The organism is Streptomyces sp. A012304 (assembly GCF_026008495.1).
Taxonomy (GTDB): Bacteria; Actinomycetota; Actinomycetes; order Streptomycetales; family Streptomycetaceae; genus Streptomyces.
Genome location: NZ_BQUN01000041.1, coordinates 20,796 through 44,413 on the forward strand (window position 1 = coordinate 20,796; position 23,618 = coordinate 44,413).

General features: G+C 70.6%; 21 protein-coding genes and 2 pseudogenes. 11 read left to right on the forward strand and 12 right to left on the reverse strand.

All coding sequences use genetic code 11. The annotated features are described in order from the left end of the window. The first annotated feature begins 41 nt into the window (after nucleotides 1-41). The 3 genes from ALMP_RS10360 to ALMP_RS10370 are packed head-to-tail and all read left to right on the forward strand — an operon-like array spanning nucleotide 42 to nucleotide 2,721. Nucleotides 42-734: a response regulator transcription factor gene (locus ALMP_RS10360; RefSeq protein WP_264926105.1), complete on the forward strand. Its 693-nt coding sequence runs from the start codon at nucleotides 42-44 to the stop codon at nucleotides 732-734. After that, the gene (locus ALMP_RS10365; protein ID WP_264926107.1) at nucleotides 731-2,182 is read left to right on the forward strand and encodes a HAMP domain-containing sensor histidine kinase; all 1,452 of its coding nucleotides are present in this window, start codon (nucleotides 731-733) and stop codon (nucleotides 2,180-2,182) included. Before ALMP_RS10360 ends, ALMP_RS10365 begins: the two co-directional genes overlap by 4 nt. Continuing rightward, nucleotides 2,179-2,721, forward strand: coding sequence for a hypothetical protein (locus tag ALMP_RS10370; protein ID WP_264926110.1), 543 nt, complete (start codon nucleotides 2,179-2,181; stop codon nucleotides 2,719-2,721). The genes ALMP_RS10365 and ALMP_RS10370 overlap by 4 nt, the downstream gene beginning before the upstream one ends. Nucleotides 2,722-2,878: 157 nt before the next feature. Here ALMP_RS10370 and ALMP_RS10375 read toward each other — a convergent pair whose 3' ends face one another. Then, nucleotides 2,879-3,439, reverse strand: coding sequence for a hypothetical protein (locus ALMP_RS10375; RefSeq protein ID WP_264926112.1), 561 nt, complete (start codon nucleotides 3,437-3,439; stop codon nucleotides 2,879-2,881). Nucleotides 3,440-3,705: 266 nt separating this feature from the next. Here ALMP_RS10375 and ALMP_RS10380 point away from each other — a divergent pair, with 266 nt between their 5' ends. From ALMP_RS10380 to ALMP_RS10390, 3 genes are all read left to right on the forward strand, one after another. Then, on the forward strand, nucleotides 3,706-4,233 hold the full coding sequence (locus ALMP_RS10380) for a DinB family protein (RefSeq protein ID WP_264926114.1): 528 nt from the start codon (nucleotides 3,706-3,708) through the stop codon (nucleotides 4,231-4,233). Between the two features lie 255 nt (nucleotides 4,234-4,488). Next, on the forward strand, nucleotides 4,489-4,773 hold the full coding sequence (locus tag ALMP_RS10385) for a hypothetical protein (RefSeq protein WP_264926116.1): 285 nt from the start codon (nucleotides 4,489-4,491) through the stop codon (nucleotides 4,771-4,773). After that, a complete protein-coding gene (locus ALMP_RS10390; RefSeq protein ID WP_264926118.1) occupies nucleotides 4,770-5,168 on the forward strand; it encodes a PIN domain-containing protein in 399 nt (132 codons plus the stop codon). Before ALMP_RS10385 ends, ALMP_RS10390 begins: the two co-directional genes overlap by 4 nt. Nucleotides 5,169-5,282: 114 nt before the next feature. On the opposite strand, the gene ALMP_RS10395 is transcribed toward ALMP_RS10390, so the two are convergent. The 5 genes from ALMP_RS10395 to ALMP_RS10415 are packed head-to-tail and all read right to left on the reverse strand — an operon-like array spanning nucleotide 5,283 to nucleotide 11,297. Then, nucleotides 5,283-5,636 (reverse strand): DoxX family protein, encoded by a 354-nt coding sequence (locus ALMP_RS10395; RefSeq protein WP_264926119.1) that lies wholly within the window; start codon nucleotides 5,634-5,636, stop codon nucleotides 5,283-5,285. Beyond that, nucleotides 5,633-7,600 carry an acetoacetate--CoA ligase gene (locus ALMP_RS10400; protein ID WP_264926121.1) on the reverse strand — a complete coding sequence of 656 codons (1,968 nt, stop codon included), beginning with the start codon at nucleotides 7,598-7,600 and terminating at the stop codon, nucleotides 5,633-5,635. Before ALMP_RS10400 ends, ALMP_RS10395 begins: the two co-directional genes overlap by 4 nt. Further along, nucleotides 7,597-9,174 (reverse strand): bifunctional 3-(3-hydroxy-phenyl)propionate/3-hydroxycinnamic acid hydroxylase, encoded by a 1,578-nt coding sequence (locus ALMP_RS10405; RefSeq protein WP_264926123.1) that lies wholly within the window; start codon nucleotides 9,172-9,174, stop codon nucleotides 7,597-7,599. The genes ALMP_RS10400 and ALMP_RS10405 overlap by 4 nt, the downstream gene beginning before the upstream one ends. A gap of 9 nt (nucleotides 9,175-9,183) precedes the next feature. Then, the gene (locus ALMP_RS10410; RefSeq protein WP_264926125.1) at nucleotides 9,184-10,122 is read right to left on the reverse strand and encodes a fumarylacetoacetate hydrolase family protein; all 939 of its coding nucleotides are present in this window, start codon (nucleotides 10,120-10,122) and stop codon (nucleotides 9,184-9,186) included. 29 nt (nucleotides 10,123-10,151) lie between these two features. After that, nucleotides 10,152-11,297, reverse strand: coding sequence for a VOC family protein (locus ALMP_RS10415; RefSeq protein WP_264926127.1), 1,146 nt, complete (start codon nucleotides 11,295-11,297; stop codon nucleotides 10,152-10,154). A 135-nt stretch (nucleotides 11,298-11,432) separates the two neighbouring features. On the opposite strand from ALMP_RS10415, the gene ALMP_RS10420 reads away from it, so the two are divergent. The 3 genes and pseudogenes from ALMP_RS10420 to ALMP_RS10430 all read left to right on the forward strand — a co-directional run. Then, on the forward strand, nucleotides 11,433-12,068 hold the full coding sequence (locus tag ALMP_RS10420; protein WP_264926129.1) for a TetR/AcrR family transcriptional regulator: 636 nt from the start codon (nucleotides 11,433-11,435) through the stop codon (nucleotides 12,066-12,068). Between the two features lie 357 nt (nucleotides 12,069-12,425). After that, nucleotides 12,426-12,632: pseudogene (locus ALMP_RS10425) on the forward strand (hypothetical protein); the annotation flags it as partial. Next, a pseudogene (locus ALMP_RS10430) lies at nucleotides 12,627-13,055 on the forward strand (transposase); the annotation flags it as partial. The pseudogenes ALMP_RS10425 and ALMP_RS10430, both read left to right, overlap by 6 nt. Nucleotides 13,056-13,319: 264 nt before the next feature. Here the strand turns inward: ALMP_RS10430 and ALMP_RS10435 are convergent. Further along, on the reverse strand, nucleotides 13,320-14,651 hold the full coding sequence (locus ALMP_RS10435) for a class I SAM-dependent RNA methyltransferase (RefSeq protein WP_264926131.1): 1,332 nt from the start codon (nucleotides 14,649-14,651) through the stop codon (nucleotides 13,320-13,322). 103 nt (nucleotides 14,652-14,754) lie between these two features. Beyond that, nucleotides 14,755-16,809, reverse strand: coding sequence for an APC family permease (locus ALMP_RS10440; protein ID WP_264926132.1), 2,055 nt, complete (start codon nucleotides 16,807-16,809; stop codon nucleotides 14,755-14,757). A gap of 418 nt (nucleotides 16,810-17,227) precedes the next feature. On the opposite strand from ALMP_RS10440, the gene ALMP_RS10445 reads away from it, so the two are divergent. Together ALMP_RS10445 and ALMP_RS10450 are read left to right on the forward strand one after the other, a co-directional pair. Then, nucleotides 17,228-17,896, forward strand: a complete 669-nt coding sequence (locus ALMP_RS10445) for a TrkA family potassium uptake protein (RefSeq protein ID WP_264926133.1) — start codon at nucleotides 17,228-17,230, stop codon at nucleotides 17,894-17,896. Beyond that, nucleotides 17,896-18,573: a TrkA family potassium uptake protein gene (locus tag ALMP_RS10450; RefSeq protein WP_264926134.1), complete on the forward strand. Its 678-nt coding sequence runs from the start codon at nucleotides 17,896-17,898 to the stop codon at nucleotides 18,571-18,573. The genes ALMP_RS10445 and ALMP_RS10450 overlap by 1 nt, the downstream gene beginning before the upstream one ends. 113 nt (nucleotides 18,574-18,686) lie before the next feature. Here the strand turns inward: ALMP_RS10450 and ALMP_RS10455 are convergent, their stop codons facing one another. The 4 genes from ALMP_RS10455 to ALMP_RS10470 form a co-directional block, all read right to left on the reverse strand. After that, entirely contained in the window at nucleotides 18,687-19,442 is a 756-nt protein-coding gene (locus ALMP_RS10455; RefSeq protein ID WP_264926135.1) for a DUF3159 domain-containing protein, read from the reverse strand. 3 nt (nucleotides 19,443-19,445) lie between these two features. Then, complete coding sequence (locus ALMP_RS10460) at nucleotides 19,446-19,844, reverse strand: OB-fold nucleic acid binding domain-containing protein (protein ID WP_264926137.1); 399 nt, start codon at nucleotides 19,842-19,844, stop codon at nucleotides 19,446-19,448. Nucleotides 19,845-19,907: 63 nt separating this feature from the next. Next, entirely contained in the window at nucleotides 19,908-20,591 is a 684-nt protein-coding gene (locus tag ALMP_RS10465) for a response regulator (RefSeq protein WP_264926138.1), read from the reverse strand. A 5-nt stretch (nucleotides 20,592-20,596) separates the two neighbouring features. Continuing rightward, nucleotides 20,597-23,266: a sensor histidine kinase KdpD gene (locus ALMP_RS10470; RefSeq protein WP_264926139.1), complete on the reverse strand. Its 2,670-nt coding sequence runs from the start codon at nucleotides 23,264-23,266 to the stop codon at nucleotides 20,597-20,599. Nucleotides 23,267-23,618 lie beyond the last annotated feature (352 nt).

Below are 23,618 nucleotides of genomic sequence, written 5' to 3' on the forward strand. Positions count from 1 at the left end.
ATAACCCTCCCTATGGTCATGCCCATGGAGATACTGAGCCCATGGCACGTGTACTGCTGATCGAAGACGACCGCGCCGTCCGCGAGGGCGTGGCCCTGGCCCTCGGACGCCAGAACCACGACGTCGCCGCCACCGCGACCGGGGAGGAGGGGATGGACCGGCTGCGGTCCTTCCGGCCGGACATCGTGGTCCTCGATCTGATGCTGCCCGGCATGACCGGGCTGGACGTGTGCCGGAGCATCCGGGCCGTCGACCAGACACTGCCGATCATCATGGCGACCGCCCGGGGGGACGAAGTGGACATCGTTGTCGGCCTGGAGGCGGGAGCCGACGACTACGTGGTCAAGCCGGTACAGGCCCGGGCGCTCGACGCGCGCATCCGCGCCGTCCTGCGCCGCGCGGGCGCGGCCCCGGCCCGGGAGGGGCTGCCGAAGATCGACACCTACGGCGAACTGGCCGTCGACCGGGCCGGGTTGACCGTCACGATGAACGGCGCGCCCATCGCCCTCGCTCCCTCGGAGATGCGGCTCCTGCTCACCCTCTCCGCCTCGCCGGGCCAGGTATTCAGCCGCCAGCAACTCCTTCAGGCCGTCTGGGAGCACGACTACCACGGCGACTCCCGCCTGGTGGACGCCTGCGTCAAGCGACTGCGCACCAAGATGTCCGAGCCGCCCCGCGCGCCCCGCTACATCCACACCGTGCGCGGTTTCGGCTACCGCTTCGCGGCCCCGTGAGGGGCGGTCTGCGGGCCCGGCTGGTGGTGGCCTTCGCACTCGTCGCCACCGTCGCCGCCGCCACGACCGGCGCGCTCACCTTCCGCGAGGCGCGCACCGGGGTGCTCCAGCAGAGCCAGGACGCCGTCATACGACAGCTGCGGACCCAGCTCAACGAGCGTGCCCCCGACATCGGTTACCCCCCGGACCAGCGGGTGCTCCAGGACCTCGCGACCGAGGTGGCGGCCGGTGAGGCGGCGGGCAGCCGGCGCGTGCTGGTCACGTACGGCGAGCTCAGCGCCGCCTCCGTGCCCGGTGACGCCTTCCCGGAACTGACGCCCGCGCTGCGCGAGGCCGTCGCCTCCAGCCGGGCCACCGTCTTCCAACGGGTACGCGACGGCGAGCGCTCCTCGCTCGTCGTCGGCATGTCGGTCACCTTCGGCGCCCCCGACCGGTCCCGGCTGGCCTCCGGGATCAGGGTGTTCCTGGTCGTCCCGCAGACCGCGGAACAGGCCTACGTCGACGCCCTGGTCACCGCCGTCGAACGGGCCATGGTCCCGGCACTGCTGCTCGCCGTCGTGCTCGCCCTGTTCGCCGCGCGGGGCGTGCTGCTGCCGGTGCGGGCCCTGCGGCACGCCACCCGCCGTATCGCCGAAGGGCGTCTGGACACCCGGCTCGCGGTCGACGGCTCCGACGAACTCGCCGATCTGTCCCACACCTTCAACGAGACGGCCGCCGCGCTGGAGGCGTCGGTGGCCGAACTGCGCGACATGGAGGCCCGGGCCCGCCGCTTCGCCGCGGACGTCTCGCACGAACTGCGCACCCCGCTGGCCGCCATGTCGGCGGTCACCGACGTCCTCGACGAGGACGCCGCCCGGCTGGACCCGGACACCGCCACCGCGGTCCGGCTGATCAGCGAGGAGACCGTCAAACTGGCCCGTCTCGTCGACGACCTGATGGAGATCTCCCGGTTCGACGCGGGCGCGGCGGTGCTGCACCTGGACGAGATCGACCTGGCCGAGTCGATCCGGCGCACGCTCGCCTCGCGCGGCTGGACGGAGGCGGTGCGGACGGACCTGCCGCCGCCCGACCAGGTGCGCGGACTGCTCGACCCGCGCCGCCTCGACGTCATCGTCGCCAACCTGGTGGGCAACGCCCTGAAGCACGGGGAACGCCCGGTGTCCGTGCGCCTGAGCCGGACCCCCGCCGAGCTGGCGGTCATCGAGGTGCGGGACGGCGGGCCCGGCATCCCGGACGACGTCCTGCCGCACGTCTTCGAACGGTTCTACAAGTCGGACACCGCCCGGACCCGCTCGGAGGGCAGCGGCCTCGGGCTGTCGATCACCGCCGAGAACGTCCGGATCCACGGCGGCGGCGTCCACGCGGCCAACCATCCGGCGGGCGGCGCCGTCTTCACCGTGGAACTCCCGCTGCGGCGGGACGAGTCGCCCGAGGAGGGCCCGTCATGAAGGCCACCCGTGGTCTCCCGCTACTGGCTTCGCTCCTCGCGCTCTCCTCCTGCGGGATCCCCGCGACCGGAGTGGTGGAGGCCGGTGACCCCGCGAGCGGGGTCCGCCCGGTCACACAGGTCTACTTCGTGCGCGGTGACACCCTCGTCGCGGTCCCGCGCACGACCGCCTACCCCACGGACGCCGGGGCGGCGTTGGGGTTGCTGATGCTCGGGCCGACGTCCGCCGAAGCCGCCGGACGCCTCACCACCGAGATGCCCGGACTGCCGACCTCCGCGCCCCTCCCGCCGCCCACCGCCGACGAGCTGAGGGCCCCCGCGTCGGACCCCTTGGCCGTGACGGTGAACGGCGACACCGTCACAGTCGAACTGCCTTCGCAGATGAGTGCGTTGACGCGCACGGCGACCCGGCAGCTGATCTGCACGGCCGCCGCCGCACACCGCCTCGGCACCCCCTCGGCCGGCCCGGTGACGGTCCGGATCACGAAGGACAGCGGATGGCATACCAAGGGATCCGACGAGAACTGCCCCGCACCGTGAGCGAGCAGCGCCGGTGGGCAACGGCCCGCAGGCGAGGCCGCGCCGGCATCCGCGCTTCGGACCGAGCGACTTCGGGTGACATCAGCCGGTTCTGAAGGCATGCGGGCCGATGCCCTTGTCTGCCGAGAACCGCCGGCGGGGGGCCACCCGTGGGGGTCTACGGCGCTGTGCGGAGTGCGCGGTCGCGGGCCAGCGGTGCGAGGCCGGCCATGAGGCCGACGGCCGCGAGCGGGATCAGGTCGAGGTTGACCGTGATCAGGGCGAAGGACACGAACACGAGCGCAGGGCTCCACATGGGCAGCCGCCTGGGCCGTGCGGCCGCCAGCATGATCAGCAGGGTGAGCATGCCGAGCTGGAAGGCGAGCGGGCCTGCCAACTTGAGAAGGTCGGGCAGCGGGGCCGAGTCGGCCAAGCCGGAGAACAGATCGCCGAGGATCACCCAGACGAAGCAACCCGCGCCGAATGCTCCGGCGACCATGGCAGCACTGGCTGCGGTTCGTATCCAGACGGTGGCCGCGGGAACGAGGCGGCGCAGCTCCACGACGAAAACGCCGAGCAGGAGGAAGGCGGCGAGGAAGAACGTGTGGCCGAGGTTCCAGGCCACCCCTGGGCCGTGGTCGCCGTCCATGCCGTCGATCAGGCGAAGCACGCCGTAGCACAGCAGCAGGAAGGGGATGAGGACGGAGAGCAGTCGGGTCGTGCGTGCCCTAGAGGTCATGCCCATACGGTCCCCGCCTGGCCGGCTGTTGGGTATCGGGATGATCCCCCAGCTCACCCGGAGGGCTGCCTTAAGGGGTTGGGCCGCCCAACGACCGGCGCTCTCGGGGGTAGCGCTTCCGAAGGGACCTTCTCGGTCAGGGTGACCTCCCCGCCCCCGCGGTGCTTCCGGTGGATGCCCGCCTCACGGTTCCACCGGCCTTCAGTCGGCTGCTTGTCCCGGCATGGATAACTCCCTGCGCGGCAGCGGACGTTCGGAGATCATGGGTGGCCGTGACTGAAAATTTGAGCGAGACAACCCCGGTCGGTGAGGTCAGGGCGCTTCTCCGGGTCCTGGACGGACAACGGCGCCACGTTCTCGGCATCCTCGACGGGCTCGACGCGAAGGATCTGCGACGGCCCGTGCTGCCTTCCGGATGGCACTGCCTGGGGTTGGTCCAGCACCTCGCGCTCGATGTGGAGCGGTTCTGGTTCCGCGCGGTCGTCGCCGGGGACGAGGAGGTCATCCTCGGCCAGACGAACGGCGACGAAGCGTGGAAGGTGGCCCCGGACGTGCCGGCCATCGACGTGCTCGACCGATACCGGCAGGAGGCAGAACTCGCCGACGCCATCATCACCGCCACCCCTGCCGACGCCGCATTGGCCTGGTGGCCCCACGACCGGTTCGGTGAACCGCACCTGCACACCCTGCGCGACGTCCTGCTGCATGTCATCACCGAGACCGCGTGCCACGCCGGCCACCTCGACGCGGCCCGCGAGCTGATCGACGGCCGCCGCTGGCTGGTCCTGACCTAGCAATCCCAGCCCGGCTTCGCGTTCCTCGTATCGACCGAAGCCGCCACCGATGAGGACAGAAACAGGTCGAGCACTCCACCCCGGCCACAGAACCGCAGGTCAGGGGCGCGCGCGACGCAAAACGGACGCAAGATCATGTGCATTACGTGCATGATGGGCGTTACGTGCGATCCCTGACGCACGACCGGGCAACATTCAGGGCTCCGCACCACCGAGAATCTCGCTGTATAGCATTCGGAATGCCATACTCGTGTTATGGCTGACGAAGACACCGACTTCCGTCCCGGCGACGGCCCCACCAGCGGCATCTCCGTCTCCCTCACGGCCGGCACCCTGCAAGCGATCCGTGAGCGGGTCGGCAAGCGTGGCGTGTCCGCGTTCCTGGAGAAGGCCGCGCAGCGGCAGATCGAGCGCGACAACCTGGACGAGCTGATCGCCGACTTCGACAAGACCCACGGCCCCGCCGATCCCGAGGCTGTGGCCGCCAAGCGGGCCAAGCTCACCGGCACCCCCTCCTCCGGGACAGGAGCGGCCGCGTGAGCGGTGCCCTGATCCTGGACAGCGAGAGCCTGGCCAAAGCCGTGCAACGCGACCGCGAGATCCACGAGTGGCTCACCGCCGCCCGCGACACAGACCTGCCCGTCATCACCTCAACAGCGGCACTCGTCGAGGTTGTCCACCCCCGGATGAACGACGCCGCCCTCACATGGACGCTATCCCGGTTGCGGGTCGAGCCCGTCACCCAGTCCCTCGCCCAGACCGCCGCCACCCTGCTGCGCGCGGCCGGGCTGCACGGTCACAAGTACGCCATCGACGCGATGCTCTGTGCCACCGCCCTCGCCCAGCCAGGTCGCGTGACGATCCTGACGTCGGACGTCGAGGACATCACCATGCTCACCACTGACCATCCCCGCGTGACCGCCGAGAAAGTCTGATCCGCGCCGGTTCGCCGAGCGCGGCGTGACGCGTGACCTACGGATCGACCACCAAGGCGAGATCCGTCGGGGGCGACGAGGTCTCGTGCGTCGCGAGGGCGCACATTTCGGACGTCAGCCGGCTGCGACCGTCGCCGCGGCGTACGCCCCCGCCGTCAGGGTCAGCACGGCGGCCGGTAGAGCCCGCACGGGCGGGTCGCCGTGGCGCAGGTGGACCACCGCGGCCGCGGTCATCAGCAGCGCCAGCCCGATGCCGGCGGCCACCCCGAGCGGGGCGGAAGCCAGTCCGAGCAGCAGTCCGACGGCTCCGGCCACCTCCAATTCGCCGACGACGCGGTAGAGGCCCGGTGACATGCCGAGGTGCGCTGCCGCCTGCCGCATGAACGGCACCGCGGCGATCTTCCCCAGTCCCAGCGGGAGGAAGACGAGGGACAGTACGGCGGCGAGGGTGACCTGTGCGGTGGTCACGCCGGCCGCCTCCGGCGTTCGGTGCTCAGGCGGGCGAAGTGGTCGATGAGGTCGGGGGCGTCCACGGCTGCCGGGTTGACGACCTGCTCGACGGGGGCGCCCTGGAGGAGGCGTTTGACGGGGACTTCGAGTTTCTTGCCGGTGCGGGTGTGCGGGATGCCCGGCACCTCGATGATCTCGTCGGGGACGTGGCGGGGTGAGGCGCCGGTACGGATCGCTTCCTTGATTTTCTCTCGGAGGGCGTCATCCAGGGTCACCCCGCCGGCGAGGACCACGAACAGGGGCATCCAGTAGCCGCCGTCGGGTTCTTCCGCTCCGATGACGAGGGCTTCGGTGATCTCGGGGAGGCGTTCGACGACGTCGTGGATGTCGGCGCTGCCCAGGCGTACGCCGTTGCGGTTCAGGGTGCTGTCGGAGCGGCCGTGGACGATCACCGATCCGTGACCGGTGACGGTGATCCAGTCGCCGTGCCGCCACACGCCGGGGTAGGAGGAGAAGTAGGCGTCGCGGTAGCGGGTGCCGTCGGGGTCGTTCCAGAAGTGCAGCGGCATCGACGGCATCGGGCGGGTGACGACCAGCTCGCCCACCTGATCCACGACGGGGAGGCCCTCGCCGTCGTACGCGGCGAGCGCCACGCCGAGATGGGGTGCGGACAGTTCCCCGGCCCAGACGGAAGTGTTGGGCGCGCTGCCCGCGAAGCCGGACACCACGTCCGTGCCGCCGCTGATGGACGCGAGCAGGACGTGGTCGCCGACGTGGTCGCGGACCCAGGGGTAGGCGGAGGCCGGCAGTGCCGAGCCGGTGCAGCCGACCACGCGGATCGACGACAGGTCGTGCGCCGAGGGGTCGATGCCGTACTTGGCCATGCCCAGCAGGTACTGGGGGCTGGTGCCGAAAACGGTCACCCGGTGGCGTGCGGCGAGCTCCCACAGGACGTCGAGCTGGGCGAGAGGTGCGGGGCTGCCGTCGTACGTACAGGTCGTGGCACCGGTCAGCAGAGTGGAAGCGACCAGGTTCCACATCATCCAGTGGGTCGTGGTGTACCAGAGCAGACGGTCGCCGGGCCCGAGGTCGGAGTGCAGGCCGAGGGTCTTCAGGTGCTCCAGCAGGACGCCGCCATGACCGTGGACGATGCCCTTGGGCAGACCGGTGGTGCCGGAGGAGAACACGACCCACAGAGGGTGGTCGAACGGCACCGGCGTACACGTGAGTTCCTCGGCGCGGGTGGACGCGTCCTCCCACGGCACCACCAGCGATGGGAACGCTCGCGAAGGCCACGGCAGGCCCACGTGGTCCACCAGCAGCGTCGCCTTCAACGACGGGAGGTGCGCGGCCAGTTCACCGGCGGCCTCGCGGCGGTCGTGGGTGGTGCCGTTGAAGAGGTAGCCGTCGGCGGCGATCAGGACGGTGGGTTCGAGCTGGGCGAAGCGGTCGGCGGCCGCCTGGGGCGCGTAATCCTGCCCGCAGACCGACCACACGGCGCCGATACTCGAGGCGGCGAGGAACGCGATGATCGCGTGCGGGGTGTTGGGCAGGTAGCCGACGACCCGGTCGCCCTGGCCCACCCCCAGCTCGCGCAGGGTCGCGGCCACCGAGGCGACCTGGGCGCGCAGGCGGCCCCCGGTCACCTCGTAGCAGGAGCCGGTCTCGTCGAGGGCGATGATCGCTACGGTGTCGTCGGCGAGGTTGCGCAGGGCGTGATGGGTGTAGTTGAGGGTGGCGCCGGGGAACCACCGGGCGCCGGGCATCCGCTCCTCGGCCAGGACCTGCTCGTACGGGGTGTCGGACTCGATGTCGAAGTACTCCCACACCGCGCGCCAGAAGCCTTCCAGGTCGGTGACCGACCAGCGGTGCAGGGCGGCGTAATCGGTGCCGTCCATCCCGGCGTGGCGGGCGAAGTCCATGATGCGGCTGTTCACGACGGCCTTGGGGTCAGGGGTCGTGAAGGGGTCCGGCCTGGTCATCGTGTGGCGCTCCTCAGCAGGCTCTTCTCGGCGGTCTGTTGGAGGGGGAGGGTGCTGCGCGTGGTGTGCAGGAGGGCCGCCCAGGTGGCGGTGTCGGTGAAGTCGCCGCCCCCTGCCGGGACGACGTCCGCGACGACGTGGTCGGGGCGCAGCAGCACGGCATCCACCCGGCCATTGCGCAGCCAGTCTGCGAGGGTGCCGTCGTCACCGAGGCCGGTGACAGGGATCGTCCGGGCGCCGAGCGCGTGGGCGAGGGCGTTCAGTGCGGGCCAGGGTTCGGTGGCGGTCAGGATGGTGAAGGAGTCGCCGAGCATCTCGTCGAGGCGGGTCCGCCGTCCGCCAGTGGTCATCCATGGTTGCGGGCAGTGGGTGCCCGCGAGGCCCCTGCGGTTGAGGCGTCGGACGAGGGGTCCGGCGGTCAGGGGCGGGCTGAGGTCGCGGCCGGCCAGCTGCGTGAGGCCGGGTATGCGGCAGGCCGCGGCCAGGAATCTGCGGCGCAGTGCTGCGGCGCTGTCCTGGCCGCCGGTCATGGCCCATCCCATCGCGACCGCGAGCCGTATGACGTGGCGGGCGTGCGGCTTGCGTTCGCTCTCGTACGTGTCCAGGAGCCGCTCGTCGCCGCCCTGGCCCAGGACGCGGGCGAGCTTCCAGGTGAGGTTGTAGGCGTCCCGCAGTCCCGCGCACAGCCCCTGCCCGATGAACGGAGGGGTGAGGTGGGCGGCGTCGCCGAGGAGGAAGACCCGTCCGCTGCGCCACCGGTCGGCGATGCGCGCCCGGAAGGTGTACTGGGTCTCGCGGACGACCTCGAAGTCACCGTCGTAGGAGGGCGGCAGCCATGGCGCGACCAGCTCGCGGACCGGCTCGTCGCCGCCCTCGAGCCGGAACTCCCAGCGGTAGCGGTCCTCGCCGACGCGCATGAAGGTCGCCGGACGGTGTGGGTCGCAGACCTGGTCGACGCCTTCCCAGCAGCGGACGTCGGCGTTCGTGCGGACGTCGACGACGGTCCAGCTTTCCTCGAAGCGGAGGTCCTCCCATACGGCGCCGATGGCGTCGCGGGTGAGGCTGTTCGCCCCGTCGCAGCCGAGGACCGCCTCGGCCCACAGTTCGTACTCTCCGTCGTCGTCGCGGTAAGTCACGCGCACGGGGCCGGCGGTGTCCGGGGTGACACCGGTGACCTCCACGCCGCTGCGCAGTTCGCACTGCGGGTTCCGGGCGAGGGCGTCGCGGAGCAGTCGCTCCAGCTCGGGCTGGTCGAACATGCTGGTCTGCGGGTAGCCGTGACGGCCGTGCTCGGTACGGCGGAACTCGGCCATCACCCGGTGCCGGGCGTCCAGCAGCCGCAGTCCGTTCGCCGGGCGGACGATCGCGGCGAACTCCTCCCCCACGCCCGCGGCCTGGAGGATCCTGCGGACCTCGTCGTCGGTGGCGACGGCGCGTGGGAGCGGGTAGACGTCCCGGTGGCGTTCCAGGACGACGGTGCGCACTCCGCGCCGGGCGAGGAGGAGGGCGGCGGTCACGCCCACCGGTCCCGCGCCGATGATCACCACGGGTACCTGCTGTTCGGTGCGGCTCACCTCAGGTCCCTACTTCGCGTCCGTGACGGAGGTTCGCTGCTCACCGAGGTCGATCCGGCCGTCCGGGGTCGCGATCGTCGCTGTGATCACGTCTTCCGCGTGCAGGTAGTGCGGGTTCTTCGCCTGGGACTTGAAGAACGCCTTCCACTTCATGGCGGGCGGCAGCAGCGCGCCGATCTTCTCGACCGGCTTCGGCGGGGCCTTGAGGGCCGTGCCGCCGGGCGTGCCGGTCAGCAGCAGGTCGCCAGGGTCGAGGGTCTGGAAACGGGCCAGCAGGGTGAGGGCCTGCGCCGGGCGGACGATCATGTCGGCGAGGGTGCGGTCCTGGCGCAGCTCGCCGTTGACGGACAGCTTCAGCCTGAGGTCGAGGAGATGGGCGAAGTCCTCCGGCTCCAGCAGGGCGAGGTACGGGCCGGTCGGTGTGAAGGTCGGGTAGGACTTGCTCTCGTAGAACTGCGTCTTGGTCAGCTGGACGTCGCGCGCGCTGACGTCGTTGGTGACGACGAGCCCGGCGACGTACGACGGCAGGTCCCGCTCGTCGACCGTGGTGCCGATGGGCAGGGTGGCGCCCATGACGAGCCCGAGTTCGACCTCGTAGTCGAGGAACTTCACGTGCGAGGGCCGTACGACGGTGTCGCCGGGTCCGCTGACCGAGCCGGACGCCTTGCGGAAGAAGGCGGGCGGGATGTCGCCCGTGAAGCCCGAATCACGGGCGTGGCTCCGGTAGTTGACCATCTGGGCGACCACCCGGCAGGGGGTGGTGACCGGCGAGAGGGCGACCAGGTCGGCAACGGGCGTGCCCGCCTCGGTCGAGCGTGCCGCCTCTCGTACGGCGTCACGGTCGGCGATCAGCTCGGCGGTGGTGGTGGCCTTGGTGTCGACAGGGATGGCCCGGTGGCCGCGGACGACCCACCATCCGTCGGCGGTGCGCAGGACGTTGGTGCTCATGTCAGTACCTTCGTGAGGGGATTGAGGGTTCAGGACTTGGCGGCTTTGAGCAGGCCCAGCAGGCGCGCCGGGTCCATCTCGTTGTCGCCGCGCAGGGCCTGGATGACGTCGCGGACCCGTTGCGGGGAGGGACTCGCGCCGAGGAAGTCACGCGTGGCCGGTGGACCCCACTGGGCAAGACCGCTCGTCGACATGGGCGCCCACCCGGGCTCGACGTCGCGGGAGAACAGGTCGCCGTCGGCGAAGTGCTCCAGCATGAAGCGGTCGGGGTCACGCCAGTAGTCGAAGAGCTGGCTGCCCTGGATGTGCCGGCCGACGCCCCAGCTGCGCTCGTATCCGCGTTCCTTGAGGTATTCGCCGCCGACGGCGATCGAGTCCAGGTCGGTGACCTGGTAGGCGGAGTGGACATAACCAGTCCCCGGTCCCAGGTGCATGGCCAGCGTGTGATGGTCGGCCGGCACGCTGCCGAGGTCGCAGCGGATGAACGCCATGGTCGGGCCGCGGTCGCGCTGCCCGTCCAGGAAGAGGAAGTCGGACACGATCATCCCCAGCGTGTCCAGGTACCAGTCCAGGGCCCGGCCGAACACGCGGGTCTCCAGGACGACATGGCCCAGGCGCTGGATCCGGGACGGCTCGCGCGGCGGGCGCTGCGTGGCGTTGGTACGACGGTGATCCGTGCCGAAGTTGAGCAGCAGCGGTCGCTGCTCGGGCAGGGCCGGCAGCTGCTCGCCGCAGTGCACCACCCGCACCGGGAAGCCGGACGGATCGAGCAGGTCGACCGTCTTTCCGCCACCGGGTACGTCCGCGTCACGCACGTCGGACCCGGTGGCCCGTGCCAGCCGGTCCAGATCGGGACGCTCCGCCGCACGGAACGCCGGGCCGATGAAGCGGGACGTACGCCCGCGCCGGATCACCATGCACGGCGAGCCGGCGAACGTGCCGCGCAGCCACAGCTCACTCTCGGTGCGCGCGGCGACCTGGAAGCCGAAGTCCCGGGCGAAGACCTCGGCCCGCCCCAGGTCGGGCTTCTCGAACTCCAGCCAGGCCAGGTCCGCGACCTTGATCACGGGATTCCGGGAGCGGCCGGGATGCTCGCCCCGCAGGGCTCCCTGTTCGCTGTGCAGGTCCTGGTGGGCCGTCTTGGCATCGGCCCCGTGGACGCGGGTTTCAGACATGGTGCCCTCCGAGCAACATTGCCGCAATGAGGAAATCATCAACTTTGACAGTTCCATCGTCAAGATGCTCCCGGCGGGAAATGATGGATTCATCAGAACTGCAGTCGTCATCGCCTGCGCGGTTAGACTTGGCGCATGCCTACGTCAGCCCCGCCCAGCAACCGATTCGAGCGACGTCGCGCCGAGACCCGTAGCGCGCTCATTCGCGCCGCCCGGCAGATACTCGCCGACAGCGGGGACACCGGCATCAGCATCCAGGCGATCGCCGAGCGCGCCGACGTGGGCTTCGGCTCCTTCTACAACCACTTCGAGTCGAAGGCCGAGCTGTTCGAGGCGGCGGTGGTGGACGCCCTGGAGGAGTACGGCCGGAGCTTCGACCAGCGCCTGGCGGAGATCGACGACCCTGCGGAGCTCGTCGCGGCGGGCTTCCGCCTCAGCGCACGCATGGCCGACTCCCACCCGGAGCTGATGCAGGTCCTGCGCCGTCGGGGCCTCGGTCACATCCACTCGGACAACGGCCTGGCCCGGCGGGCGCTGCGTGACATCGAGGTCGGCACGGCCTCCGGCCGCTTCACCGTGGTCGACCCGACCGTGGCCCTGTCCGCACTGGGCGGCACCCTGCTGTCCTTGGTGGAGCTGAGGTTCGCGTGCCCCGACCTGGACGGTGACGAGGCCGCGGCGAACCTGGCCGAGATGGTCCTGCGCATGCTGGGCGTACCACCGGACGACGCCCACGAGGTCGCCCGGCGCCCCCTCCCCGACCCCGCCTGAGACGACCACTCCTACCCGGCGGAGGACGAACCCCGCCGAAAGGCGACCGAACGGCCGGTGAAGGCGGCGTCGATGCCGTCCCGCGTGGTACTGACGGGCCACAGGTGCAGCCCCCTCCGGGAAGGTATCCGGCAACCTGCGCAGGCCACGGCGCCGCGGATCCGGACCAGCTCGCCGACACACGAGTGGGCGGTACGTGCAAAATCTTGACGCGGTGGGCAAGGCCAACCAGCAGGTCGCCGACAAACACCGGCACGGCCTGCGCGATGCGGTGGGTCTTCTTGTACCTTTTCGCGGTGCCCGGGCTGGATCGGTGCTGGATGCGCGGGCTTTCCGCAGGTGTTCCCCCCGACCAGCTTGAAGAACTTCGGCGCTGGCGGACGCGAAGATCGCCCACGCCGCTGGTGGGCCTTGCTCGTGCTCTGTCTCAGCCTGCTGATCGTCGTGATGGCCAACACGTCGCTGGTCGTGGCCGCGCCGGACCTGACGCAGGACCTGGGACTCTCCAGCAGCGACCTGCAGTGGCCCGACGACGGCACCCGCACCGCGACCGCCGCTCTCATCGGACGCAAGCGGCTCATCGTCACCGACACGCTCGGCCTCCTGCTGACCGTCGCCGTCACCGCCGCCAGCGTCCACGACTCCGCCGCCGGCACCCACCTCCTGAGCCAAGTCCGCGAGCACCACCCCACCATCACCAAAGCCTGGGCCGACAACGGCTACAAGACCAAAGCCGTCGAACACGCCGCCGAGATCGGCATCGACCTGGAAATCGTCCAGCGCGACCCCGCCCTCCGCGGCTTTCGCGTCCAGCCCCGCCGCTGGGTCATCGAACGCACCCTCGGCTGGCTCATGCACCACCGCCGCCTGGCCCGCGACTACGAAACCCACCCACACCGATCAGCAGCAATGATCCAACTCGCCGCCATCAACCTCATGACCCGGCGACTCACCCACGAGACCACCACCAACTGGCGCGACAGCTAGGCCAAATGAAACGGGCAACAGAGAACCAAACGCTCACTAAGACACAAAACACTCATAACCGGCATTCTTTCACCAAGGATCAGCTAGGCAGGGGCCCCGAAAGACCCGCCCGCCACACCGTCACCTGCGAGAACGGCCGCCTGACGCCCCATCAGAACGTGCGTCAAACGTGCGTCGGAAGAGCCTCGTGTGCGTCAAATATGCGTCAAGACATCGCCCGTAACGCCCACAGCGCACATAACGCACACCCGCTAAAACAGCAGGTCAGGACCCCTTTGCCGCAGGCTCAAGGATCGCGACACACTCAACGTGGTGGGTCATCGGAAACAGATCGAACGCCCGCAACGTCCGCACCCGGTACCCCCCGTCCCGGAAGTACCCCAGGTCCCGGGCGAGCGCAGCCGGATCACAGGCCACGTACGCGATCCTCCGCGCGCCCAGGGTGACCAGGTGCTCGACCGTCTTGCGGCCCGCCCCCGCCCTCGGCGGGTCCAGGACGATGAGGTCGACCTCGGTGATGCCGGTGCGCGGCAGCACGGTCTCGACCTTGCCCTGTTCGATGCGTACCCGGTCGAAGTCGGCGAGGTTGTGGCGGGCGTCCTCGACGGCCCGCTTGCCGGACTCGATGCCGAGCACCGCGCCCTTCTCGCCGAGCCGGTCGGCGAGCGCGCCCGCGAAGAGGCCGACGCCGCAGTACAGGTCCAGCGCCGTCTCGCCCTTGCGCGGCAGCAGGCCCTGCATGACGGCGGTGACCAAGGTGTCCGCGGCCTTCGGGTGGACCTGCCAGAAGCCGCCGCTGCCGACCCGGTGGGTACGGCCGTCCGCGCGCTCGCGCACGAAGGGCCGGCCGTGGACGCGGTGGACGCCGCCGTCCTTCTCCCCGACGCGCATCACCGACACCGGGCGGTCCAGCTGGACGATCGGCAGCCGGGCGCCCGGTCGCGGGGTGAGGATCACCTGGCGGTCCTGGGAGCCGGTCGCCGCGATCGCCTCGACGGAGGCCATCCCGCTCCAGTCCCGCTTCTCCACGCCCAGCTCGCTGACGCCCTCCGCGGCGATCATGCAGTGGTCGACGGGCTCGACCTCGTGCGAGCGGTGGCGGCGCAGGCCCGCCCGGCCGGTGTCCGCGTCCACCGCGTACTGCACGCGTGTCCGCCACTGCGGCACCTGGCCCGCCGGCAGCTTGTCGCCCTCGGCCGGCACGACCGTGCCGTCCCAGCCGGCCTCCTCGGGGGTGAGGCCCGCGAGCCGCTGGAGCTGCTCGGCGATCACCTCGCCCTTCAGCCGGCGCTGGGCGCCCGGCTTGGCGTGCTGCCAGTCGCAGCCGCCGCAGCGGCCGGGACCGGCGAAGGGACAGGGCGCCTCGATGCGGTCCTTGGACGCCTCCAGAATCCGCACCGCGTCGGCGCGCAGGAAGCGCGCGCCCTCCTCGCCCTCGGTCACCCGGGCGACGACCCGCTCACCGGGCAGCGCGTGCCGGACGAAGAGCACCTGACCCGAGTCGGTGCGGGCGATGCAGTGGCCGCCGTGGGCGACGGGGCCGATCTCGACCTCGTACTCCGTCCCCACCAGCGTGTTCTTGGGTTCTTCCTGCATGGCGGGGTGACTCCACAACGTCGAACGAGGAACGGCCGGACAACAGCCCACCAGTCTACGTGGGTGTCGTCCGGCCGTTGACCACGGCATCGGCCTCGCGGCGTCAGCCCTTGTTCTCCGACGTCTCCTTCTCGCGCCCCTGCTCCGCCGGACCGCGGCGCACCGAGCCGGGAGCGTTCCACTCCTGCTGCTTGCGGGCCCGCTTCTTCGCCACCTCGGAGGACTGCAACTGGTACGGCACGGACGTGACCATCACGCCCGGCGTGAACAGCAGCCGGCCCTTCAGCCGCAGCGCGCTCTGGTTGTGCAAGAGGTGCTCGTACCAGTGGCCGACCACGTACTCGGGGATGATCACCGACACCGCGTCGCGCGGCGACTCCCGGCGCAGGCTCTTGACGTACTCGATGACCGGGCGCGTGACCTCGCGGTACGGCGAGTCGAGGACCTTCAGCGGGACGTCGATGCCGCGCCGCTCCCATTCGGAGCGCAGCGCCTTCGTCTCGGCCGGGTCGACGTTGACGGTGAGCGCCTCCAGGGTGTCGGAGCGCATCAGCTTGGCGTAGGCCAGGGCACGCAGCGTCGGGCGGTGGATCTTGGAGATCAGCAGCACCGAGTGCACGCGCGAGGGGCGGACGCTGTCGTCGCTGGGGCCCTCGGGGGCGACGAGTTCCGCGGCCACGCCGTCGTAGTGGCGGCGGATCGCGGTCATCGTCCCGTAGAAGATCACCATGCCGAGCAGGGCCACCCAGGCGCCGTGGGTGAACTTCGTGACGAGGACGACGATCAGGACCAGGCCGGTGAAGAAGGCGCCGAAGGTGTTGATCGCGCGGGAGCGGATCATGTGGCGGCGCTTGGCGGGGTCGGTCTCGGTGGTCAGGTGGCGGTTCCAGTGGCGGACCATGCCGGTCTGGCTCAGCGTGAACGACACGAACACGCCGACGATGTACAGCTGGATCAGCCGCGTGGAGTCGGCGCCGTACAGGACGATCAGCAGGGTCGCCGCGCCGGCGAGGAGCACGATGCCGTTCGAGAACGCCAGCCGGTCGCCGCGGGTGTGGAGCTGGCGGGGCAGGTAGCGGTCCTGGGCGAGGATCGAGCCGAGGACAGGGAAGCCGTTGTAGGCGGTGTTCGCCGCCAGGAACAGCACCAGGGCGGTGGCCGCGGCGAGCACGATGAACAGGAAGCTGCCCTTGCCGAAGACGGCCTCGGCGACCTGGGTGATCACCGGGTTCTGGACGTAGTCGGAGCCGACCGCGACCCCGTCCCTCAGCAGGTCGGCGGCCGGGTTCTCGGCCATGCGGACGTCGGTGACCAGGGCCAGCGCGATGATGCCGCAGAACATGGTGACGGCCAGCAGGCCCATCATCGCGAGCGTGGTCGCCGCGTTCTTCGACTTGGGCTTGCGGAAGGCCGGCACGCCGTTGGAGATCGCCTCGACGCCGGTGAGCGCCGCACAGCCGGAGGAGAAGGCGCGCAGCAGCAGGAAGAGCAGGGCGAAGCCGGCCAGCCCCTGGTGCTCCGCCTTGATGGTGTACTCCGCCGTCGGGGCCCGCATGGTCTCGTCCAGGACCAGGGTCCGGAACGCACCCCACGCGATCATGATGAACACGCCCGCGACGAACACGTACGTCGGGATCGCGAAGAGCTTCCCGGACTCCTTGACGCCGCGCAGGTTCATCAGCGTCAGCAGCACGACGACGCCGACCGCGCAGGCCACCTTGTGCTCGACGACGAACGGGATGGCGGAGCCGAGGTTCTCGATGCCGGAGGAGATGGAGACCGCGACGGTCAGGACATAGTCGACGAGCAGCGCGCTCGCCACGGTGAGACCGGCCCTGGCCCCGAGGTTGGTGTTCGCCACCTCGTAGTCGCCGCCGCCGCTGGGGTAGGCGTGGACGTTCTGCCGGTAGGAGGCGACCACCGTGAACATCAGCACGACGACCGCGACCGCGATCCACGGACTGAAGTGGTAGGCCGACACACCCGCGATGGACAGGACCAGCAGCACCTCGCCGGGCGCGTATGCCACGGAGGAGAGCGGGTCGGAGGCGAAGACGGGCAGGGCGATGCGCTTCGGCAGGAGCGTTTCTCCGAGCCGATCACTGCGCAGTGCGCGCCCGATCAGGATCCGTTTGGGCACGTCGGTCAGTTTGGACACAACAGTGGATCGTAAGCCTTCGCACGGGGAGGCGCCCACCCTCCCCCGGCCTCAACCACTTCGCGCCGGACCGCGTCTGCCTCATGGGTGAAATCGGTGGTGGCACGGCTGCGGATTCCGTGGCCGCACCCACCGCCATGCCTATATGACAATTCCCGCCCGCTGCCGCCCCTCGGAGGTTGCATGCACACGACCGCGGAGCTCATCGGCGCCGTCGGCTCCCTCTTCGGCCTCGCGATCCTCACCGCCCTCAGTGTCCTGAGCATCAGCCGACGCTGAGTCCACCCTCGCCCGCACGGGGGTGCCCCGCGCGGACCGCGTGTGTGTAGCTTGGTCGGCGGTCTGAGACCCTGTTTCCGCGTTGCAGCGTTTCAGCGTTTCAGCCAAGTCAACAACTCTCGACCTCGGAAGGACGGTCGTGCACATCGTCATCATGGGTTGCGGCAGAGTGGGCTCCGCTCTCGCCCAGACCCTGGAGCAGCAGGGGCACACGGTCGCCGTGATCGACCAGGACCCCACCGCCTTCCGCCGCCTCGGCTCCTCGTTCGGTGGCCGCCGGGTCACCGGAGTCGGCTTCGACCAGGACACCCTGCGCGAGGCCGGCATCGAGGAGGCGGGCGCCTTCGCCGCCGTCTCCAGCGGTGACAACTCCAACATCATCGCCGCCCGCGTGGCCCGCGAGATGTTCGGCATCGAGAACGTCGCGGCCCGGATCTACGATCCCCGACGCGCCGAGGTCTACCAGCGCCTGGGCATCCCGACGGTGGCCACGGTCCGCTGGACCGCCGACCAGATGCTGCGCCGGCTGCTGCCCTCGGGCTCCGAGCCGCTGTGGACCGACCCCACCGGAGGCGTCCAGCTCGCCGAGGTGCACGCCTCGGCCTCCTGGGTGGGTCACAAGATCAGCAGGCTCCAGGAGGAGACGGGCGTCCGGGTGGCGTTCCTGACCCGCCTCGGCGAGGCCATCCTGCCCACCTCGCAGACGGTGCTCCAGGAGGGTGACCTGGTGCACGTGATGATGCGTACCGACGAGGTGGAGAAGGTCGAAGCGGCGTTCGCCGAGGGCCCGAAGGAGGGCGGTCACTGATGAGGGTCGCCATTGCCGGAGCCGGCGCCGTCGGCCGCTCGATCGCGGGCGAGCTGTTGGAGAACGGCCACGAGATCCTGCTCATCGACAAGGCGCCGACCGCCATCTCGGTCGAGCGCGTCCCGCAGGCGGAGTGGCTGCTCGCCGACGCCTGCGAGATCACGTCCCTGGACGAGGCGGCGCTCCAGCGCTGCAACGTCGTGATCGCCGCGACGGGCGACGACAAGGTCAACCTGGTCGTCTCCCTGCTCGCGAAGACGGAGTACGGCGTTCCGCGGGTCGTCGCCCGTGTGAACAACCCGAAGAACGAGTGGCTGTTCAACGAGGCCTGGGGAGTGGACGTCGCCGTCTCCACCCCGCGTCTGATGTCGGCCCTGGTCGAGGAGGCGGTGAGCGTCGGTGACCTGGTCCGGCTGCTCCGCTTCAGTCACGGCGACGCCAACCTCGTGGAACTGACCCTGCCGGAGGAGTCAGCCCTCGCCGGCACCCAGGTGGGCGACGTGGACTGGCCCGAGGACACCTCACTGGTCACCATCATCCGCGGCACCCGCGTCCTCACCCCTTCCCGGGAGGACTCCCTGGAGGCGGGCGACGAACTCCTCTTCGTGGCCGCCCAGGCCCGGGAGGAGCAGCTGGAGGACCTGCTGTCGGTCCGCCGGGACGACACGGGCGGCTGAGCCGGCCCAAACGGAGAACGCCGGACGTGGCTGCTCAGCCCGTCCGGCGTTCTCTTGGACGTCGGGGTCTTGGCCGGCACCGGCCCTTGAGGACGGTCGCCCGGCCCCGGGGACTACGCGTCCCGGTGGTGACGCCCCCCGCTCACCTCGTCCCGCTCCGCGGCCAGTGCCTCGCGCTCCCGCTCGGCCTTCTCCTCCGCCTCCATCTCGGCGAAGACGTCGATCGGCGCGGGCGCCTTCGCCAGGAAGACCCACGTCAGCCACACGGCCAGCAGGAACGGCGGGATCTTCAGCGCGACCAGCACCCAGCCCAGCTGTGTCGTGTCCGCCCACCAGTACAGCGGGAACAGGATCGCGCACTTGCCGAGCAGGATCAGCCCCCAGGCCCAACTGGCCTTGGCGTACGCCTTCTTGCGCCCGGGGTTGCGGGTCCGCCAGGAGAGGTTCTCCTTGAAGACCGGCCCGAGGATCAGCCCGAGCAGCGGCACCCCGCACAGCGTCGTGATGATGTACGCCAGCGCCAGACCCAGCGTGTAGAGCATGCCGGGCAGGTAGAAGTCCTTGGCGTTGCCGGTCATCATCGCGAAGACGACACCGAAGGCGACGCCGAAGACACCGCTGAAGGCGTGCTTCACGGTGTCCTTCATGGCGAGACGGACCACGACCAGGACCAGCGACACCGCCAGGGCGGCGATCGCCGACATGTGCAGGTCCTTGTTGATCGTGTAGATCGTGACGAAGAGGAGGCCGGGCAGCACCGTCTCGACCATGCCCCGCACCCCGCCGAACGCCTCGAACAGCGCGGCTTCCGTCACCGCCCGCGCGTCGTCCTGCTGAGTGTCTTCGGTCGGCTTGTCGAGTGACGTCACCGGCTACTCCCTACCGCGGGGTCTCAGTTCGTACTTGGGGTTGAACAGCACCCGGCGGCCCCGGCTCATCGAGATCCGGCCCGATGCGATGAGTCGGCGCCCCGGCTCTATGCCGACTATGGAGCGCCGGCCCAGCCACACCACGTCCAGCGCGGCGGAACCGTCGAACAGCTCGGCCTCCAGGGCCGGGACTCCGGCACGCGGCCGCAGGGTGACCGTGCGCAAGGTACCAGTAACCGTCACTATCTGGCGGTCCTGGCAGTCTCCGATCCGGATGCAGCCGGCGGTGTCGGCGTCCTCCCGCAGCTCCTCGGACTCCAGATCCTCCTGCGACGAGGAGAGCCGGTCCAACATGCGCCGGAACCGGCCCACCGGCTTTTCGGAACGAGGAACAGCACTCATGTCTGAAGCGTACCGGGGCACGCCGACCGGACCGTAGCCACGTACCGGCCCTTGCGACCGGCCTCACTTCTCGAACCGGTATCCCATGCCCGGCTCGGTGATGAAGTGCTTCGGATGCGACGGGTCCGCTTCGAGCTTTCTGCGCAACTGGGCCATGTACACGCGCAGGTAGTTCGTCTCCGTCCCGTACGACGGCCCCCACACCTCCTGCAACAGCTGCTTCTGGCCGACCAGCCGTCCGGTGTTGCGGACCAGCACCTCCAGCAGATGCCACTCGGTGGGCGTCAACCGGACGTCCTTGCCGTCCCGGTTCACCTTCTTCGCGGCCAGGTCGACGGTGAACGCGTCGGTCTCCACCAGGACGTCGCCCTCGTCGCCCCCGGCAGGTTCGGCCCGCCGCACGGCCGCCCGCAGCCGGGCCAGCAGCTCGTCCATCCCGAAGGGCTTGGTGACGTAGTCGTCGGCGCCCGCGTCGAGCGCCTCCACCTTCTCGTCCGAGGAGTGCCGGGCGGACAGCACCAGGATCGGCACCCGGGTCCAGCCGCGCAGGCCCTTGATCACCTCGACGCCGTCCATGTCGGGCAGCCCCAGGTCGAGGACGACCACGTCGGGGCGGCGGGCGGCGGCGAGCTGGAGGGCGGTGGTCCCGTCATGGGCCGCGTCCACCTCGTACTTGCGCGCCTTGAGGTTGATCACGAGGGCGCGCACGATCTGCGGCTCGTCGTCGATCACGAGCACCCGGGTCATGAGGCCTACCTTTCCGATGGTGCTGATGGTGCGGAGGGTTCCGGGGATCCGCCGCCTGAGGCGGCGGGCCGGGGCGTCGCGGCGAGGGCGGGGACGGACGGCGCGGGTGCCCGAGCGGCGGGCGCCTCGCGCGCGGATTCCGCGGAGTCCGTCGGACGCTCCGGCCCGGCCGTGTCGCGGCCCTGCGCGGCGCGCACGGTGAGCACCATGGTGAGCCCTCCGCCGGGCGTGTCCTCGGCGGTGAGCGTGCCGCCCATCGCCTCGGCGAACCCGCGCGCGACCGCGAGCCCCAGTCCCACTCCCGCGCCCCGCGGAGCGTCACCGTATCGCTGGAAGGGCGCGAAGATCCGCTCTTTCGCCTCGTCCGGCACGCCCGGCCCGCGGTCCACGACCCGGACCTCGACCCGGTCGGCGAGGGCGCTCGCGGAGACGAGGACCTGTTCGCCGTCGGGGCTGTACTTGACCGCGTTCTCCACCAGGTTGGCCACCGACCGCTCCAGCAGGCCGGCGTCGACGGCGACCATGGGCAGCGTCTCGGGCACGTCCAGCTCCACGCTGTCCGCCGGGACCCCGCCGAGCGCCATCGGCACCACCTCGTCCAGGTCGATCTCCCGGAGGATCGGTGTGACGGTGCCGGTCTGGAGGCGGGACATGTCGAGCAGGTTCCCCACCAGATGGTCGAGCCGGTCCGCGCCCTCCTCGATGCCTTCGAGCAGCTCCGCCTGGTCCTCCTCGGACCAGGCCACGTCGTCGGAGCGGAGGCTGGACACCGCCGCCTTGATCCCCGCCAGGGGCGTGCGCAGGTCGTGGCTGACGGCGGCCAGCAGCGCCGTACGGATCCGGTTGCCCTCGGCGAGAGCCCGGGCCCGGTCGGCCTCCTCCCGCAGGCGCCGCCGGTCCAGGACGACGACCGCCTGGGCGGCGAACGCGGCGAGCACCCGCCGGTCCTCCGCGGGCAGCACCCGGCCGGTGAGCGCCAGCGCCATGTGGTCGCCGACCGGCACGTCCACGTCGGCGTCCTCCGGCCGCTGTATCGGCGGGCCGACGCCGACGTGTCCGGCGCAGGTCCACGGCTCACGGTCGTCCGCCCGCTCCAGCAGCGCGGCCGACTCCATGCCGAACGTCTCCCGGACCCGCTCCAGCAGTGCCTCCAGGCTGGTCTCGCCGCGCAGGACATTGCCCGCGAGGTAGGAGAGTATTTCCGACTCGGCGCGCAGCCGGGCGGCCTGATGGGTGCGTCTGGCCGCGAGGTCCACCACGGACGCCACGGACACCCCGACCCCGACGAAGATCACGAGGGCGACGATGTGTCTGGGGTCGGCGATCGTCCACTGGTGCCGGGGCGGGGTGTAGAAGTAGTTCAGCAGCATCGACCCGAGGGCCGCGGAGGCCAGCGCCGGCAGCAGTCCGCCGAGCAGCGCCGCCGCCACCGTCACGGCCAGGAAGAGCAGCATGTTGTTGGTGAGGCCGAGGGGGACGCTGTTCAGCAGCAGCGCCATCACCGCGGGCCCGGCCAGGCCGACCAGCCAGCCCCAGACGATCCGGGCCCGGCCCAGCCGGGCTCCCCGGGCCACCGGCAGCCCCCGCCCCTTGGCGACCTCCTCATGGGTGACGATGTGCACGTCGAGGTCGGGCCCCGACTCCCGGGCGACCGTCGCGCCGACGCCCGGACCGAAGACGTACTGCCAGGTCTTGCGGCGGGAGGAGCCGAGGACTATCTGGGTGGCGTTCACCCCGCGCGCGAAGTCGAGCAGCGCGGCCGGTATGTCGTCGCCCACCACGTGGTGGAACGTGCCGCCCAGGTCCTCGACCAGGGTGCGCTGGACGGCCAGTTCCTTGGGCGAGGCGGACGTCAGGCCGTCACTGCGCGCTATGTAGACGGCCAGGACCTCGCCGCCGGCGCCCTTCTCCGCCAGTCGCGCCGCCCGCCGGATCAGCGTCCGCCCCTCCGGGCCGCCCGTCAGGCCGACGACGATCCGCTCCCGCGAGCCCCAGATCGTCGACACCCGGTGGTCGCTGCGGTACTGCTGCAGGTACTCGTCGACCCGGTCGGCGACCCAGAGCAGGGCCAGCTCTCTGAGGGCGGTGAGGTTTCCGGGGCGGAAGTAGTTCGACAGAGCCGCGTCGACCTTGTCCGGCTGGTAGATGTTGCCGTGCGCCATGCGGCGGCGCAGTGCTTGCGGCGACATGTCGACCAGCTCGATCTGGTCGGCCCGCCGCACGAACTCGTCCGGGACGGTCTCCTGCTGGCGCACCCCGGTGATCGACTCCACGACGTCGCCGAGGGACTCCAGGTGTTGGATGTTCACGGTCGAGATCACGTCGGTGCCCGCCGCGAGCAGCTCCTCCACATCCTGCCAGCGCTTGGCGTTGCGTGATCCCGGGACGTTGGTGTGGGCCAGCTCGTCCACCAGGGCGACCTGCGGGCGGCGGGCGAGGACGGCGTCCACGTTCATCTCGGTGAAGCGGCCGCCCCGGTACTCCAGCTCGCGGCGCGGGACCTCCTCCAGGCCGTGCAGCATCACTTCGGTGCGCGGCCGTTGGTGGTGCTCCACGAGGGCCACCACGCAGTCCGTGCCGCGCTCCGCGCGCCGGTGCGCTTCGGACAGCATCGCGTAGGTCTTGCCCACACCCGGTGCCGCGCCGAGGTAGATCCGAAGCTTGCCGCGTGCCATGGCCTCATTGTCTTCCGGTGACTGCTGCGGACGCAGCGTCGACCTTACGGCCAACGATGCCGACAAAGGGGACGAGAAGGAGGGCAGCGGACGCCTTTGACGCAACCCTGACGCGGTGGACACCCCACAGGCCGATCCGGTCATTCGCTCTCCCCCTCGCCGCTCGCGCTTCCCCTTCACCGGTTCATCGGATGAGACCCCTCGATCGGTTCACGCCGTGCTGTCCCCGTGGGTCAGCGTCTCCCAGGCGACGAAGAGGTTGTTGCTGCCGGCCGGTTCCGCAGGGCGCAGGTACAGACCAACCCCGTGTCAAGGGTCCGCGCACGTCGAAGGGCCGCACCCCGGGGTGGGG

What these genes read in the sequence shown, in the direction of transcription:
- ALMP_RS10360 (WP_264926105.1), top strand. Translation starts at nt 42, where the DNA reads ATGGCACGTGTACTGCTGATCGAAGACGACCGCGCCGTCCGCGAGGGC.
- ALMP_RS10370 (WP_264926110.1), top strand. Translation starts at nt 2,179, where the DNA reads ATGAAGGCCACCCGTGGTCTCCCGCTACTGGCTTCGCTCCTCGCGCTC.
- ALMP_RS10375 (WP_264926112.1), bottom strand. Translation starts at nt 3,439, where the DNA reads ATGACCTCTAGGGCACGCACGACCCGACTGCTCTCCGTCCTCATCCCC.
- ALMP_RS10385 (WP_264926116.1), top strand. Translation starts at nt 4,489, where the DNA reads ATGGCTGACGAAGACACCGACTTCCGTCCCGGCGACGGCCCCACCAGC.
- ALMP_RS10400 (WP_264926121.1), bottom strand. Translation starts at nt 7,600, where the DNA reads ATGACCAGGCCGGACCCCTTCACGACCCCTGACCCCAAGGCCGTCGTG.
- ALMP_RS10410 (WP_264926125.1), bottom strand. Translation starts at nt 10,122, where the DNA reads ATGAGCACCAACGTCCTGCGCACCGCCGACGGATGGTGGGTCGTCCGC.
- ALMP_RS10415 (WP_264926127.1), bottom strand. Translation starts at nt 11,297, where the DNA reads ATGTCTGAAACCCGCGTCCACGGGGCCGATGCCAAGACGGCCCACCAG.
- ALMP_RS10420 (WP_264926129.1), top strand. Translation starts at nt 11,433, where the DNA reads ATGCCTACGTCAGCCCCGCCCAGCAACCGATTCGAGCGACGTCGCGCC.
- ALMP_RS10435 (WP_264926131.1), bottom strand. Translation starts at nt 14,651, where the DNA reads ATGCAGGAAGAACCCAAGAACACGCTGGTGGGGACGGAGTACGAGGTC.
- ALMP_RS10450 (WP_264926134.1), top strand. Translation starts at nt 17,896, where the DNA reads ATGAGGGTCGCCATTGCCGGAGCCGGCGCCGTCGGCCGCTCGATCGCG.
- ALMP_RS10460 (WP_264926137.1), bottom strand. Translation starts at nt 19,844, where the DNA reads ATGAGTGCTGTTCCTCGTTCCGAAAAGCCGGTGGGCCGGTTCCGGCGC.
- ALMP_RS10465 (WP_264926138.1), bottom strand. Translation starts at nt 20,591, where the DNA reads ATGACCCGGGTGCTCGTGATCGACGACGAGCCGCAGATCGTGCGCGCC.
- ALMP_RS10470 (WP_264926139.1), bottom strand. Translation starts at nt 23,266, where the DNA reads ATGGCACGCGGCAAGCTTCGGATCTACCTCGGCGCGGCACCGGGTGTG.